This is a genomic window from Methylobacterium oryzae, assembly GCF_021398735.1.
Taxonomy (GTDB): Bacteria; Pseudomonadota; Alphaproteobacteria; order Rhizobiales; family Beijerinckiaceae; genus Methylobacterium.
The window spans coordinates 5,074,991-5,090,182 of the sequence record NZ_CP090349.1 but is presented as its reverse complement, the minus strand read 5'-3'; the positions used below and the strand labels follow the sequence as shown (position 1 = coordinate 5,090,182).

The window sequence follows — 15,192 nt, the reverse complement described above, 5'->3', positions numbered from 1 at the left end:
AGGCCGTCACATCGCCCCGAGCGCCCGCGGGAGCCACAGGGACAGGGCGGGCCAGTAGGTCACCAGGACCAGGAAGGCCAGCATCGTCAGCAGCCAGGGCAGCACCGCGACGGTCAGCTCGGAGATGCCCATATGGGCGATCCCGCTCGCCACGTAGAGGTTGAGCCCGACCGGCGGGTGGCACAGGCCGACCTCCATGTTGACCGCCATGATGATCCCGAAATGGATCGGGTCGATCCCGAGCTTGACCGCGATCGGGAACAGGATCGGCGCCATGATCAGCAGGATCGAGGACGGCTCCATCACGTTGCCGGCGATCAGCAGGATGATGTTGACGACGAGCAGGAAGACCAGCGGGCTGAAGTTCATGGCGATCAGCCACGCCGCCATCGTCTGCGGGATGTTCTCCGACGTCATCAGGAACGAGAACAGCACCGCGTTGGTGATGATGTAGAGCAGCATCGCGCTCATGTTGGCGGACGCGAGGAGCACGCGGGGCACGTCCGACAGCTTCAGGTCCCGGTAGACGAACACCGCGATGACGAAGGCGTAGACGGCCGCCGTCGCGGCCGCCTCGGTCGGGGTGAAGGTGCCGGCGTAGATGCCGCCGATCACCATCACCACGAGGAACAGGCCCCAGGCGCTCTCGCGGAAGGCGCGCAGGCGCTCGGCCCAGGACGCCTTCGGCATGCGCGGATAGCCGCGGCGCTTGGCGATGACGAAGGTGACGCTCGCCAGCATCGCCGACAGGACGATTCCGGGCATCACACCGGCGAGGAACAGGTTGCCGATCGAGGAATTCGTCGACACCCCGTAGAGCACGAGGATGATCGAGGGCGGCACGAGGATGCCGAGCGCCCCCGAGGTGGTGATCACCCCGGCGCCGAAGCGCCGTGGGTAGCCCTCCGCCACCATGGCGGGCAGGATGATCGAGCCGATCGCCACCACGGTCGCCACGCTGGACCCCGACACGGCGGCGAACAGCGCGCAGGCGACCACGCCGGCGAGGCCGAGGCCGCCCGGCCAGTGCCCGACGAGGGAGGTCGTGAAGGCGATCATCCGCCGCGCCACGCCGCCATGGGCCAGGAAGTTGCCGGCGAGGATGAAGAACGGGATCGCCATGATCGAGAAGTTCTCGATCCCGGTGAACAGCTTGAGCGCGACGCTCTCGATCGGCACCTGCGTGAGGGTGAATAGGAAGGTCAGCACCGTCAGGCCGAGCGCAATTGAGATCGGCATGCCGGTGAGCATGAGGGCGATGAGCAGCCCGAAGATGATCAGGCCGCTCATGCGGGGCCTCCCTCGCGGCCGAGCTGGATCGGGTCGACGCCCTCGACGGTCGGGACGCCGTCGACATGGGCGTGGTCGCGGGCGGGCAGGTGCCCGGTCTTCCAGTAGCTCCACGCGACCTGCAGGAAGCGGAAGCACATCAGGTAGGAGCCGAGCGGGATCGCGAGGTAGACGATCCAGACCGGGATCTCCATGTCGGGCGTCGTCTGGTCGGTGTGGCCGATGCGCCAGACGAAGTTCGTGCCGAGCGTGCCGACGATCCCGGTGAACAGCGCGCCCGCCGCGAGGCTGACCAGGACCATCACCCGGCGCGCGCCCGGCGGCAGGCGGTTGACCAGCACGTCGACGCCGACGTGGATGCCGGTGCGCACGCCGTAGGCCGCGCCGAACTTCGCGACCCAGATGAACATGTAGATGCACAGTTCCTGTGACCAGCCGAAGTCGATCCGGTCGGTGTAGTCCTGCAGCGCCGGGATGCCGGAGAGGAACCGGTGCACCACCGTGGCGAAGGTGATGACGGTCGCGGCCGCCATCAGGGTTCCGATCAGCACCTCTTCGAGCCGATCGAGCAGTTTCAGCAACATGGTCGGTCCGGGCGCGGCGGCGGGATCAGTTGTTCGGCGCCGCCTCGGCTTCCTTGTTCAGCGCCGCGACCAGATCCTTGCCGACGCGGGAGGCCATCTCGCGCTGGACCGGCGCCAGGGCCTTGCGCCACGCGGCGTTCTCGGCCTCGGTCGGCGTGTACACCTCGGTCTTGCCGGTGGCGCGGATGTCGGCGAGCGCCTTCTCGTTCTGCTTGTCGGCGATCTCGTGCTCGTAGGCGGTCGCGTCCTTGATGGCGCCCTCGAGCGTCGTGCGGATGTCGGCCGGCAGCCCGTCCCAGAAGCCCTTGTTCACGATGACCGCGTAGCCGATGTAGCCGTGATAGGTCAGCGTGGCGTGCTTCTGCACCTCGTTGAGCTTCTGGGTCGTCACGTTCGACGGCGGGTTCTCCTGGCCGTCGACCACGCCGGTCTGCAGCGCCTGGTAGAGTTCGGAGAAGGCGAGCACCTGCGGCAGCGCCCCGAGCTGCTTGAACTGCGCCTCCAGAACCTTCGAGGACTGGATCCGGAACTTCAGGCCCTTCACGTCCTCGGGGGCGTGCATCGGCTTGTTGGCGGTGAGGATCTTGAAGCCATTGTCCCAGTAGCCGAGCCCCTTGATCCCCTTGGTCTCGAGCTTCTTGAACAGGCCCTGGCCGATCGGCCCGTCCTGGACGCGCCGCAGCACCTGCTCGTTGGGGAAGATGTAGGGCAGGTCGAAGGCCTCGAACTCCTTCACGCCGAGGGGCCCGAACTTGCTCGTGGACGGCGCCAGCATCTGCACGGCGCCAAGCTGGAGCATCTCCACCTCCTCCTTGTCCTTGTAGAGCGTGCTGTTGGGGTAGATCTCGACCTTGACCGCACCCTTGGTGCGCTCCTCGGCGAGCTGCTTGAACCGCTCGGCGCCCTGGCCCTTGGGCGTGTCGGTGGTGGTGACGTGGCTGAACTTGATGACGATGGGGCTCTGCGCCGCGGCCGGCGTGACGAAGGCGAGCGCACACACGAGCGCACCGAGTATCCGAGCCGTCATCGCGTCCTCCCAGACCTGAGCCCGCGTCGTTGCGCGGATTGAATTTTGGATAGACTTGCAGGTGAGCGCGGTGGCGACAAGCGCGAAAGTGCGACGCCGGGGGGAAGATGTCGCCCGCACAAACGTTTCGGTCTTGATGCGGGCGGCAATGGGACCGGGGCCCGACGCGTCAGGTCCTGTCGCGCGCCCCGATGAAAGCCTGCACGGCCTCCCGATGCTCGGGCGTCGCGGTGACGACGGCGTAGTGGGAGGAGATCAGGTCTAGGTTGGTGCGCAGGTCGTTGCGCATGCCCTGGTAGACCGCGCGCTTGATCAGGCTCAGCGTCAGCGGCGGCGCCTTGGCGATCCTCCGCGCCAGCGCCGCCACGGCCGGGCTCAGGTCCGCGTCGGCGTGGACGCCGTTGACGAGACCGATCCGCAGGGCCTCGTCGGCGTCGACGAAATCGCCGGTGAAGAACAGCTCCAGCGCCTTCGCGGTCCCGACGAGGCGGGGCAGGAAATGGGCGCCGCCCGCGCCGGGGACGAGGCCGACCCGCACGTAGGTCTCGGCGAAGCGGGCGCTCTGCGCGGCGTAGCGCAGGTCGCACATCAGGGCGAGGTCGAGGCCGGCGCCGGTGGCCACGCCGTTCAGGGCGGCGATCACCGGCTTGTCGAGATCCTCCAGCGTCAGCGGGATGCGCTGGATCCGCCCGTAAAGCTCCTCCTTGCGTCGTGCCGGCGGCTGGTCGAGGCGCTCGCCCATCTCGACGATGTCGCCGCCGCTGCAGAAGGCCGAGCCCGCGCCGGTCACCACCACGACGCGGATCGCCGCGTCGGTGCGGCAGCGCTGCAGGGCCTCCGTCCAGGCCTCGATCATCGGGAAGGTGAAGGCGTTCTTCCGCTCGGGCCGGTTCAGCGTGATGGTCGCCACCCCGTCGGCGACGGAGAACAGCAGGTCCTCGCCGGCGTCCTGTGTCTCGGCTTCAGCACTCATCGGGCGGCCTCCAGGGGCGCGGTGTCGGGCTTGTCCGGCGCGTCCATCAGGGCGGCGATCTCGGCCGGTTCGAGCCCGGCCTCGGCCAGGACCTCGGCGGTGTGCTCGCCGAGCCGCGGGGCGTGGCGGCGGATCGCGAAGCGGCTGCCGCTGAACGAGACCGGCCGGCGCATGGTGCGGTAGCGCCCCTCGCTCGGATGCTCGGCGCTGCCGAAGAAGCCCACCGCCTTCAGGTGCGCGTCCTCCGGCAGGTCCTCCAGGCCGAGGACCGGCATGCAAGGGATGCTCACCGAATCGCAAAATGCCACCCACTCGGCGGTGGTCCGGCGCGGCGCCTCCTCCTCGACCAGCGCGTAGAGGATCTCGATGTTCTCGACCCGCACGGCGAGCGGCGCGAAGCGCGGGTCATCCACGAACTCGAGCCGGCCGGTGTGGATGAAGAAGTCGCGCCAGTTCCGGTCCGAGTAGGGCAGGATGCAGGCGTGGCCGTCCCGGGTCCGGTAGGGCTTGCGCCGCGGGCTCAGGACCCGGTTGAAGCCCGGCGGACCGAGCGGCGGCTCGAAGGCGTAGCCGACCATGTGCTCGACGAAGTTGAACTCCACCATGGTCTCGAACATCGGCACCTCGACCGCCTGCCCGCCGCCGCCGGCCCGGCGCTCGTAGAGGGCGGCGAGGATCGCGCAGGCGATGGCCTGTCCGGCGATCTTGTCGCACAGCACCGTGGGCAGGTAGCCGGGCTGGCCGTACGCGGCGGTCTGGAGCGCCGCGAGGCCCGAGCCCGCCTGGATCAGGTCGTCGTAGGCCGCCTTATGGGCGTAGGGGCCGTCGGCCCCGAACCCGTAGGCGCCGCAGAAGACGATGTCGGGCCTGAGTGCGCGCACCCGCTCGTAGCCGTAGCCCAGTCGCAGGATCGCGTCGGGCCGCATGGAGTGGACGAGGACGTCGGCCGTGGCGATCAGCCGGTCGAGGGCGGCCCGCGCCGCCGGCCGCTTCAGGTCGAGGCGGACGCTGCGCTTGTTGCGGTTGAGGTGCAGGAAGTTGCCGCCCATCCCGGCGCCGCGGGCAGGCCGGTAATGCCGGAAGGAATCGCCCTCCGGCGTCTCGATCTTGATCACGTCGGCGCCGAGATCGGCCAGCATATGGGTCGCCGAGGGCCCCATGATCACGCTGGTCAGGTCGACGACCCGCACGCCCGCGAGCGGGCCGGCCGTGTTCGTCTCGGCGAGGTGGGTCTCGGCGGAGTGATCCAGCACAACAGTTCTCCCATCTCAGCCGGCGCCGCCCCGGAGCCGGACCAGCATCGGCCAGAGGGCCGCGCCGCCGCCCGCGCAGACCGCGCGCCCGATCCGCTCCTGCCAGAGGGCGTCGGATCCGAACTCGTCGCGCCAGGACCACAGCCGCCGCGTCGCGCGGTGGAGCGGGTGCTCCTGGGTGAAGCCCATGGCCCCGTGAATCTGGTGGCCGATCGCCGCGACGTGGCCCGCCGCCTCGCCGCAGCGCGCCTTGGCGATGGCGGTGGCGAGGACGAAGCGCGGGTCGCCCCAGCAGGCGGCGGCAAGGTCGGCGGCTGCGGTTGCGGCGGCGACATGGCCCGCGGCCTCGGCCAGCATGTGCTGGATCGCCTGGAACTTGGCGAGCGGCCGGCCGAATTGCTGCCGCTCCTGGGCGTGAGCGAGGGCCGAGCCGAGGCAGGTCTCCAGGGCGCCCACCATCTGCTGCGCCCGGACCCAGGCGCCGACGGATTCGACGGACGGCGCCCCCGCTCCGGCAGCCCAGCCCGGCGCGGCCCGGACGTCGGCGGCCGGGACGATGCAGCCGGTCAGATCGAGGGTGTCACGCGGCTCGCCGGCGAGGTTGTGGTGCGTGTCGCGGAGCGTCCCGGGCGCGGCGATCCGCACGAGGTGCGGGATGCCGGCCGCGTCGACGGCGTCAAGGAGCAGGGCCGCGACCGAACCGCCCCAGGGCACCTGCGCGACCCGGCCGTCCAGGACGAACCCCTCCGCGTGCGGCGCGATCCGCACGGGGCCACCGCCCGGGACCAGCGACAGGGCGTCTTCGGCCACCTGTCCCCCCGTGGCAGCCCAGAGCGCCGCGCCCGCGACGGTCTCCGGCAGGGGCAGGGGGAGGGCGGCCCGGCCGCAACGCCGGATCAGCCGGGCCGCGGTCGTGGCGGCGAGACCGATCCCGCCCTCCGCCTCGGGCACCAGCGCCAGCGGCAGGCCGCTCTCGGCGAGCGCCGTCCAGAGATCCGCCGGCCAGAGATCCGCCGCCCTTGCGGTCGCGCCCGCGGCCCCGTCGCAGGCCGCCAGCAGCGCCGGCGTGAGGTGCTGGGCGAGCAGCCGCTCGACCTGATCGAGGACGATCCCGTCGACCGGGTCGCCGGCCTCCGCCGCGTGGTCCATCCGACTCATCGCAGCCCCAGCCCCCGGGCGATGACGCCGCGCAGGACCTCGCGGGTCCCGCCGCGCAGGGTGAAGGAGGGCGCCCGCAGGGTCACGCCGCCCAAAGCCTCGCGGAAGGCGTCGCCCTGCGCGGTGAGACTCGGCTCGACCGGCACGAGCCGCCGGGCGATCTCCGGCACGGCGCGCTCGAAGCCGTTGCCGACATCCTTGACCAGCGCCGCCTCGACGCCCGGCACGACGCCCTGATCGAGGAGGCGGGCCACCGAGGCCGACATGCCCAGCAGCGCGGTGAGCTGGGCCACCATCCGTCCGGTCTCGACCGCCTGGAACCGGTCCGGCTCCGGCCCGATCCGGTCGACGAGTTCGACGAGCAGCCGGTAATCCGACAGGAACCGGTCGGGCCCGGAGCGCTCGAAGGCGAGTTCCTCCGTGACGAGGCCCCAGCCCGCGCCCTCGGCGCCGACCCGCATCGCGTCGGCGACGCGGTAATCGGTGAAGAACACCTCGTTGAACTCGTGATGGCCCGACAGGTCGAGGATCGGCCGGACCGTCACCCCGGGGGCCGCCATGTCGACGATGAACTGGGTCAGCCCGCCGTGCCGGTCCGGCCCGGGCTCGCCGGTCCGGACGAGGGCCAGCAGGTAATCGACCTGATGGGCGTTCGTCGTCCAGATCTTGGAGCCGTTGATCACCCAGCCGTCGCCGTCGCGCACCGCGCGGGTCCGGACGGCGGCGAGGTCCGAGCCGGAATTCGGCTCGCTCATGCCGATGCCGAAGGCGCATTCGCCCCGGCAGATTCGCGGCAGGATCGCCCGCTTGGCCGCCTCGGTGCCGTGCCGGTGGATCTGCGGCCCCGACTGGCGGTCGGCGATCCAGTGCGCGCCGCAGGGCGCGCCGGCCGCCAGCATCTCCTCGGTGACGACGAAGCGGACGAGGCCGGAGCGGCCGTGGCCGCCATAGGCCTCCGGCAGGGTCAGGCCGATGAGGCCCGCGGCCCCCGCGCGCCGGCTGAAGGCGGCGTCGAAGGTCGTCCACGAGGTCCGGTGCGGGACGAAATGCCCGGCCGCCCGTTCCGCGTCGAGGAAGGCGCGGACGGACGCGCGGGCGGCCTCGGCCTCGGGCGGGAGCGGCTCGGCGCTGAAGCGGAAACTGTGCATCGGGGCTCCCTGAGCGGCGGGACGGGCTGGCGGTGCCGAATCCGCGGCGCTCAGCTGCCGTCGCGGCCCTCGAGGCCGGGGAAGAAGATCTCCTGCCAGTCGCCCGGCACCTTCCGCAGGAAGCCCTGCGTCGCCATCGCCTTGGCGAGGGCGACCATTCCCTTCGGGGCCACGTCGTAGACGATGGAACCGTCGGTCAGGATCGCCTCAACTTGCGCGCGGTCGATCTGAACCTGCTCCGAGGCGAGATAGATCGACGCCGCGCGCTTGGGGTCGCTGCGGATCAGCGCCACCGCATCCTCCATCCCGGCGCGGATCGCCTGCGCGACCTTCGGGTTCGCGTCGACGAACCCCTGCTTCGCGTTCAGGGTCGCGGCGGTGATGTCGCCGCTGCCGATCAGGCCGGTCGAGGTCATGACCGTCCGGATCTTGGGATCGGCCTGCAGCACCTGCGTGAAGGGTGGCGTCGCGAAGTAGCCGGCGATCCCCTGTCCGGCGCGCATCGCCGCGGTGGCGTCCGGATGGGGCAGGCTCACCATCAGCGCGTCGGCCTTGGCCGATCCGCCGAGCTGCTGGGCCGCCGCAACTCGCAGCAGGATCGCCTGGGGCGAGTTGAAGGCCGGGACCGCGATCTTGTCGCCGAAGGTGAAGTCCTTCAACGCGGCGACGCCGGGCTTGCCGGTGAACAGCGTGTAGACGACCGAGCTCAGGGCGGTGAGGCTCTTGATCTGCTGGCTCCCGCGGGTCTTGTCCCAGGCGATTTGGGCACCGGCTGAGCCGAGGGTGCCGAGTTCGACGCTGTCGGAGAGCAGCGCGTCGTTCATCGCGGTCGAGCCGCTGAAACGCGTCAGCGTGACCGACAAGCCGTCGAGCCCCGCGGCCTTGGCGCGCTTGTCGAAGAGACCCTCGCTCTGCGCGATCATCACCGGCAGGTAGACGAGGCCGTACTGGAGGCCGATCCGGACGGAGGTGGTTTCGGCCCGGGCCGCGCCGCCGAGGGCCGGGAGCAGCAGCGTGGCGGCGAGGAGGCGCGCGGCGACGGCCGCGTGGCGGATCGACATCGGCATTCCTCCCGAGCAGGGCCGCGCTTGCCGCGCGGTCTCCCGGTGCCGGTCGGTCAGGCGGGACCGACACCGCGGGCGAGTAGGGCAGAGCGCGCCCCCGGCATCAACCGCCATCGCCCACCTGCTGTACAATATCACATGTGTGATGGATCTCCACGATCGTGCAGGTTCTATAATGCTGTTGAGCGGCACGCGGTCTGGCGCCGCGGCAGATGGGGGAACGTGCCGGCGATGCGCCGCGATCACCACGGATCCGCGCGTGGGCGACCAGGGCCGTTGCGAACCGTGCGGCTTCCGGGGCCGCCGTTTCGCGCGTCGCGGCATGGGTGAGCGCATCGGCGCTCGGGGGGGCGCGTCCACGGACCTGACGGTGGGGGCCGATCCCGCCGGTTCGGATGTGGCCCTGGTGAAGTCCGCCGGACGGGTGCTCCAGATCCTGGAGCTGTTCGACGAGATCCAGCGGGAAGCCAGGGTCTCCGAGATCGCCGAGCGGCTGAGCGTCCCGCAATCCTCGACTTCGGTGCTCCTGAAGAGCCTCGTCCGGCTCGGCTATCTCGACTACGACCCGGCGAGCCGCAGCTTCCTGCCGTCGCCCCGGGTGGCGCTCCTCGGCGCGTGGCTCGACAAGGGACCGGTGCGCGACGGCAGCCTCGTGCGCATGCTCGAGCACCTGTCGGAGCGCACGGGCGGGACGGTGATCCTCGCCGCGCGCAACGCGATCTTCTCGCAGTACGTCCACGTCCTGCAGGCGCGCACCGCCATGCGCTTCCACGTTCCGCCCGGGACGCGCCGCCTCGTCGTCTGGTCGGCGACTGGCACCGCGCTCCTCGCCGACAGCCCGGAGGCCGAGATCGGTCCGCTGGTCCGCCGCACGAACGCGGAGGCGCCGGCCGAGCAGCCGCCGATCGCGGTCGCGGCCGTCCTGACCAACCTGGCGCGGCTGCGGCGGGACGGGCACTTCCTCTCCCGCGGGCTCGTCACGCCGGGCGCCGGCTCGATCGCGGTCCCGCTGCCCCGGCGCATCGACAGCAAGGGCCGCCCGCTGGCGGTCGCCGTGTCCGGCCTGCTCGACGAGTTCGAGCGTCGGGAAGCGGAGATCGCCGCGACGATCCACGACGCGGTGGCGCGGTTCCTGCCGGAGGATCCGTCGCGGCCCTGAGGCCGGTCGCCGTCGACCCCGCCGTCACCTCCGAACCCCGCGCACGGCTGCAGATCGAGGATTGCGGGGCTGATCGGCCCGGTAGCGCGCTAGTGAGGCTCGAGGCCCTGCAGCCTCGAAGACGACCACTGGGAGACATCATCATCGTGCCCGGCGCCCCAACCGCGCGCGGCTCAGAGCCGCCCGATACGCTACCGCGTCCGACCATCGCCGGCAACGTCGCCCTCGGCGTCACGCAGATCGTCCTGTGGGGCGGCACGTTCTTCCTCACCGCCGTCGTCTCGGACCCGATCGTCGCCGAGACCGGCTGGCCGCAGGCGATGGTGGTGGGCGCGCTCTCGCTCGCGATCTTCGTGTCGGGCCTGCCCGCGCCGTTCGTCGGCCGCATGATCCGGCGTCACGGCGGGCGGCCGGTCCTCGTAGCCGGCGCCACGATCATCGCGGCGGGCCTCGTGCTGATGGCGGTCGCGCAGTCCCTCCCGGTCTTCCTGCTCGCCTGGATGGTCGCCGGCCTCGGCATGTCGGCCGCGCTCTACGACCCGCTCTTCGCGGCGATCGGCCAAGCCTACGGCGCCGCCGCGCGCGGGGCGATGACCCAGATCGCGATCTCGTCGGGCTTCGCGGTCTCGCTCTGCTGGCCCGCCACGCGGTTCCTGGTCGATCATGTCGGCTGGCGCGGGGCCTGCCTCACCTACGCGATCCTGTCTGTCGCCCTCGTGGTCCCACTCTTCGCCTGGGCGCTGCCGGCCCGGAGCCGGGGCGCGGTCGAGCCCGCCGCGGCGCCCCGGCCCTACGAGCCGACCGGCTCGACCGAAGCGGCGCGCCTGCCGGCGGAGCGCCTGCTCGCCGTGACCTTCACGATGGCGGCGATGATCATGACCGCCACTTCGGTGCAACTGCTCAACCTGCTGCAGACGCTGGGCGTCGGCGCGACCGCCGCGGTGGCCCTGACCGGCCTGATCGGTCCCGCCCAGGTCGGCGTGCGCGTCGTCGAACTGGCCCTCGGCCGCCGCGCCCACCCGGCCTGGTCCCTGCTCCTGTCGAGCGCCAGCGTCGGGCTGGGGCTCCTGCTGCTAGCGACGATCCCGTCCCTGGCGTGGCTCGCGATGGTGCTCTACGGCGCCGGCAACGGCATGCGCACCGTCGTGCGGGGCACGCTGCCGCTGGCGCTCTACGGACAGGGCCAGTACGCGGCGGCGATGGGCCGGCTCGCCCGCCTCCCGCTCCTCGGCCAGGCGATCACGCCCCTGGCCTGCGGCTACGTCGCCGAACGGCTCGGCCTGCTGCCCCTGCTGGAGGTGATGCTGGCCGTGGCGGCGATCAATCTCGGCCTGTCCCTGTGGGTGTTCGGCTTCGCGATGCGTCGCCCGAGGGCGCCGGCCTGATCGGCGGATGCGGACCAGATTTTGCCAGATTGACAGATTGTCGGACGATGTGCTCCATTCGGCCCGCGGATGAGAGGCATCCGCGAGGATGAGCCGGGTCAACCGGCCGCCCGAAGGAAACGCCCGCATGGACGCAGAGATCTACGAGATCTACGCGATCAAGTACGCGCATCATCACCGTATGGCCCGCGAGAACTTCATCGGCGGGGACATCCACGACGGCCCGATGCCGATCGATTACTTCGTCTGGGTCGTCGTCGGCGGTGGCAGGACGATCGTCGTCGATACCGGCTTCGACCGCGCGATGGCGACGAAGCGGGGCCGCAGCATCGTGCGGCCGGTCGAGGAGGGCCTGGCGCGGATCGGTGTCGACCCGCTGCGGGTTGAGGACGTCGTCCTGACCCACCTGCATTACGACCACGCCGGCAACCACGACCTGTTCCCGACGGCCCGCTTCCACGTCCAGGAACGCGAGATGGCGTTCTGCACCGGCCGGTGCATGTGCCATCCGGAGGTCCGCCACCCCTTCGCCGCCGAGGACGTGAAGGCGATGGTGGACCGCCTGTTCGAGGACCGCGTCCGCTTCCGCGAGACGACCGACACGCTGTATCCGGGGATCACCCTCCACCGGGTCGGCGGCCATTCGGACGGCCTGCAGATCGTCCGAGTCCGGACCGCGCGCGGCTGGGTCGTACTGGCCTCCGACGCCGCGCACTTCTACGCCAATATCGGTCGCCGGCTCGCCTATCCCATCGTCTACAATGTCGGCGACATGTTCGAGGGCTACCGGACGGTCCGGCATCTGGCCGAGTCCGAGGATCACATCGTCCCGGGCCACGATCCGCAGGTTCTCGCGATCTACCCGCCGGCGTCCGCGGATGTCGCCGGCTGGATCGCGCGCGTCGACCTGCCTCCGACCGCTTCACCGACCTACTGACCGGAGGATTCCATGATCGTCGAGATGCGCGTTTACTACTGCGCCCCGACCCGATTGCCGGCCCTGCTGGAGCGGTTCCGCTCCACCACGCTCGGCTTCTTCCAGAAATACGGCATCGAGCAGGTCGGCTTCTGGACTACGCTCGTCGGTCCCGACAACCACGCGCTCACCTACCTGCTCAAGTGGGAGGACATGGCCCAGCGCGAGGCGCGCTGGAACGCCTTCCAGGCCGATCCGGACTGGATCGCCGCCCGCGCCGAGACCGAGAAGGACCGGCCGATCGTCGCCCGGATCGAGAACACCTTCCTCGCCCCCACGGACTTCTCCGCCCTGCGCTGACGGGGACACGCGGCGCCGGGCCAGTCCGGCCGTCGCCCAGAGGGATATTCACGGCATGGAACAGAGAACCATCGGCGTCATCGGCCTCGGCATGATGGGCGATCCCATGAGCCGGTGCCTGGCCCGAGCGGGGCACGCGCTCCGCCTGCTGGACGCGGATGCCGGCCGGACCGACGCGCTCGCCCGGGATCTCGGCGCGGCGACGCTCACGCGGGAGAACGCGTCCGAACTCGACCTGCTGATCACGATGCTGCCGAACTCGGCCATCGTCGAGGCGGTGCTGCTCGACGAGGGCTGGGCCGACGCGCTCCCGGCCGGCGCCACCGTGATCGACATGAGCTCGTCGGAGCCGGTGCGCTCCCGCGCCCTCGGCGAGACGCTCGCCGGGAAGGGGCTCGGCTATCTCGACGCGCCGGTCTCGGGCGGCGTGCGGCGGGCCGTGGACGGCACGCTCGCGATCCTCGTCGGCGGCGAGGCGGATCTCCTCGCCCGCTGGCGGCCGGTGCTGGAGGCGATGGGCTCATCCGTCCTGCATATCGGCCAAGCGGGATCGGGCCACGCCGCCAAGGCGCTGAACAACTTCGTCTCCGCCGCGGGCCTGCTCGCCACCGTCGAGGCGCTCCACGTGGCGCAGCGCTTCGGCATCGCGCCGGAGGCCATGACCGACGTGCTCAACGCCTCGTCCGGGCGCAGCAACACCTCCGAGAACAAGGTCAAGCAGTTCATGCTCAGCGGCAGCTTCGCCTCGGGCTTCTCGCTGAAGCTGATGGACAAGGATCTCGGCATCGCTGGGGCTTTGGCTGACTCGGTCGACTACCCGCTCGGCTTCGGCCGGCACTGCATCGAGACCTGGCACGCCATCGCCGGCGAGGTCGGGCCCGCGGCCGACCACACCGAGATGTACCGCCTGCTGGCCGAGGGAGCCTGAGACCATGGCGCTTACGGACCTGAGCCGCTTCTACATCGACGGCGCCTGGGTCGAGCCGGTTTCGGCTCAGCCGTTCCCGCTGATCGATCCCGCCACAGAGACGGCGTTCGGCACCCTCGCGCTCGGCGATGCCGCGGATGTCGACCGGGCCGTGCGCGCGGCCCGCGCCGCCTTCCCGGCCTTCTCGGAGACGGCGCCCGCCGAACGCGTCGCGCTCCTCCGCCGGATCCTCGCGCTCTTCGAGGAGCGGTTCGAGATCTTCGCGGAGACGATCCGGCAGGAGATGGGCTCGCCCATCGGCTTCGCGCGCAAGGGGCAGGCGGCGCGGGGCCCGGCGCACCTCAACGCGCTCATCGCGGTGATGGAGCGCTTCGCGTTCGAGGAGGATCGCGGCACCACCCGGATCCGGCGCGAGCCGATCGGCGTCTGCGGCCTGATCACCCCCTGGAACTGGCCGATCAACCAGATCGTCGTGAAGATCGCCCCGGCGCTCGCGGCCGGCTGCACGATGGTGCTCAAGCCCAGCGAGTACTCGGCGGTCAGCGCGATGCTGTTCGCGCAGGTCCTGCACGACGCGGGCGTGCCGCCGGGCGTGTTCAACCTCGTGAACGGGGACGGCCCCGGCGTCGGCGCCGCGATCGCCGCGCATCCGGGGATCGACATGGTCTCGTTCACCGGGTCGACCCGCGCCGGGATCGAGATCGCCCGAGCGGCGGCCCCGACCATCAAGCGCGTCGCGCAGGAACTCGGCGGCAAGTCCGCCAACATCCTGCTGGAGGACGTCGACTTCGATCAGGCGGTCCGGCGCGGCGTCGCGGCCTGCTGCACGAATTCGGGCCAGTCCTGCTCGATCCCGACGCGGATGCTCGTGCCCCGGGCCCGGATGGACGAGGCGGCCGCCATCGCGGCCGAGGCGGCGGCGGTCTTCCGGCTCGGCCCGACCGCGGACCCCGAGACGGATCTCGGCCCGGTGGTCAACCGCACCCAGTACGAGCGCGTCGTCGGGCTGATCCGCACCGGCATCGCGGAGGGCGCGCGGCTCGTCGCCGGCGGCCCGGAGCGGCCGGACCACCTCGACCGCGGCTTCTACGTCCGCCCGACAATCTTCGCCGACGTGACCCCCGACATGACCATCGCGCGGGAGGAGATCTTCGGCCCGGTCCTGTCGATCCTCGCCTACGACAGCGAGGACGACGCGATCGCGATCGCCAACGGCTCGCGCTACGGGCTCGCCGCCTACGTGCAGGGACGGGACCGCGACCGGGCGCGCGCCGTGGCGCGGCGGCTCATCGGCGGGCAGGTCCACATCAACTACCCGCCCCCGGACGTCCACGCGCCCTTCGGCGGCTACCGCCAGTCCGGCAACGGCCGGGAATGGGGCGAGGCCGGTCTCCAGGAATACCTCGAGACCAAGGCGATGATCGGCTTCGGCCTCGACTGATCCGTCCCGCGCGATGCGGCCGGCGCCCGCGCGCGTCGGCCCCGACCAGGAGAACCAGATGTCCGACGAGAGCGAGCTGTTCGGCCAGGGTTTCGAGAACCGCAAGACCGTCCTCGGCGCCGCCCATGTCGAGAAGTCCTGGGCCAATGCCGACGCGTTCAACCGTCCGGTCCAGCGGCTCGTGACGGAGTATTGCTGGGGCGCGGTCTGGGGCGATGAGACGCTGCCGTTCAAGACCCGCAGCATGCTCAACATCGCGATGCTGACCGCGATGAACCAGCACCACGAGCTCGGCGTCCACGTCAAAGGCGCCCTCAACAACGGCGTCACGAAGGACGAGATCCAGGCGGTGCTGATGCAGGCGCTCGTCTATTGCGGCGCCCCGGCGGCCCTGGCTGCCTTCCGGACCGCCTCCGCGGCGATCGCCGATTGGGACAGAGAGCACGCCAGCGGGCGCTGAGCCCGCACCCGCGCCCAGGTCCGACGCAGTCAGAAAACTCGCGCGG

Annotated in this window: 15 protein-coding genes; 7 read left to right on the top strand and 8 right to left on the bottom strand. The window is 71.1% G+C overall.

All coding sequences use genetic code 11. The features are described from left to right. Positions 1–6 precede the first annotated feature (6 nt). From LXM90_RS24380 to LXM90_RS24345, 8 genes are all read right to left on the bottom strand, one after another. Positions 7–1,290 (bottom strand): TRAP transporter large permease, encoded by a 1,284-nt coding sequence (locus LXM90_RS24380; RefSeq protein WP_020093149.1) that lies wholly within the window; start codon positions 1,288–1,290, stop codon positions 7–9. Beyond that, on the bottom strand, positions 1,287–1,874 hold the full coding sequence (locus tag LXM90_RS24375) for a TRAP transporter small permease (RefSeq protein ID WP_020093150.1): 588 nt from the start codon (positions 1,872–1,874) through the stop codon (positions 1,287–1,289). The genes LXM90_RS24380 and LXM90_RS24375 overlap by 4 nt, the downstream gene beginning before the upstream one ends. A gap of 25 nt (positions 1,875–1,899) precedes the next feature. Beyond that, the gene (locus LXM90_RS24370; protein WP_026604925.1) at positions 1,900–2,901 is read right to left on the bottom strand and encodes a TRAP transporter substrate-binding protein; all 1,002 of its coding nucleotides are present in this window, start codon (positions 2,899–2,901) and stop codon (positions 1,900–1,902) included. 169 nt (positions 2,902–3,070) lie between these two features. Beyond that, positions 3,071–3,874, bottom strand: coding sequence for an enoyl-CoA hydratase/isomerase family protein (locus LXM90_RS24365; protein WP_020093152.1), 804 nt, complete (start codon positions 3,872–3,874; stop codon positions 3,071–3,073). Beyond that, positions 3,871–5,127, bottom strand: a complete 1,257-nt coding sequence (locus LXM90_RS24360) for a CaiB/BaiF CoA transferase family protein (RefSeq protein WP_020093153.1) — start codon at positions 5,125–5,127, stop codon at positions 3,871–3,873. Before LXM90_RS24360 ends, LXM90_RS24365 begins: the two co-directional genes overlap by 4 nt. 15 nt (positions 5,128–5,142) lie before the next feature. Continuing rightward, the gene (locus LXM90_RS24355; RefSeq protein WP_020093154.1) at positions 5,143–6,276 is read right to left on the bottom strand and encodes an acyl-CoA dehydrogenase family protein; all 1,134 of its coding nucleotides are present in this window, start codon (positions 6,274–6,276) and stop codon (positions 5,143–5,145) included. Positions 6,277–6,281: 5 nt separating this feature from the next. After that, positions 6,282–7,433 carry an acyl-CoA dehydrogenase family protein gene (locus tag LXM90_RS24350; protein WP_020093155.1) on the bottom strand — a complete coding sequence of 384 codons (1,152 nt, stop codon included), beginning with the start codon at positions 7,431–7,433 and terminating at the stop codon, positions 6,282–6,284. Between the two features lie 50 nt (positions 7,434–7,483). Beyond that, positions 7,484–8,494, bottom strand: a complete 1,011-nt coding sequence (locus LXM90_RS24345) for an ABC transporter substrate-binding protein (RefSeq protein ID WP_234081167.1) — start codon at positions 8,492–8,494, stop codon at positions 7,484–7,486. Positions 8,495–8,903: 409 nt separating this feature from the next. Here LXM90_RS24345 and LXM90_RS24340 point away from each other — a divergent pair, with 409 nt between their 5' ends. The 7 genes from LXM90_RS24340 (at position 8,904) to LXM90_RS24310 (ending at position 15,146) form a co-directional block, all read left to right on the top strand. Next, complete coding sequence (locus LXM90_RS24340; protein WP_234081165.1) at positions 8,904–9,656, top strand: IclR family transcriptional regulator; 753 nt, start codon at positions 8,904–8,906, stop codon at positions 9,654–9,656. A gap of 146 nt (positions 9,657–9,802) precedes the next feature. Beyond that, a complete protein-coding gene (locus LXM90_RS24335; RefSeq protein WP_020093158.1) occupies positions 9,803–11,041 on the top strand; it encodes an MFS transporter in 1,239 nt (412 codons plus the stop codon). A gap of 127 nt (positions 11,042–11,168) precedes the next feature. After that, the gene (locus LXM90_RS24330; RefSeq protein WP_020093159.1) at positions 11,169–11,978 is read left to right on the top strand and encodes an N-acyl homoserine lactonase family protein; all 810 of its coding nucleotides are present in this window, start codon (positions 11,169–11,171) and stop codon (positions 11,976–11,978) included. A 12-nt stretch (positions 11,979–11,990) separates the two neighbouring features. Then, positions 11,991–12,317, top strand: coding sequence for an NIPSNAP family protein (locus LXM90_RS24325; RefSeq protein ID WP_020093160.1), 327 nt, complete (start codon positions 11,991–11,993; stop codon positions 12,315–12,317). Between the two features lie 55 nt (positions 12,318–12,372). After that, on the top strand, positions 12,373–13,245 hold the full coding sequence (locus LXM90_RS24320) for an NAD(P)-dependent oxidoreductase (RefSeq protein WP_020093161.1): 873 nt from the start codon (positions 12,373–12,375) through the stop codon (positions 13,243–13,245). 4 nt (positions 13,246–13,249) lie between these two features. After that, positions 13,250–14,686 carry an aldehyde dehydrogenase family protein gene (locus LXM90_RS24315; RefSeq protein WP_020093162.1) on the top strand — a complete coding sequence of 479 codons (1,437 nt, stop codon included), beginning with the start codon at positions 13,250–13,252 and terminating at the stop codon, positions 14,684–14,686. A 58-nt stretch (positions 14,687–14,744) separates the two neighbouring features. Then, a complete protein-coding gene (locus LXM90_RS24310; RefSeq protein ID WP_026604928.1) occupies positions 14,745–15,146 on the top strand; it encodes a carboxymuconolactone decarboxylase family protein in 402 nt (133 codons plus the stop codon). Positions 15,147–15,192: the final 46 nt, after the last annotated feature.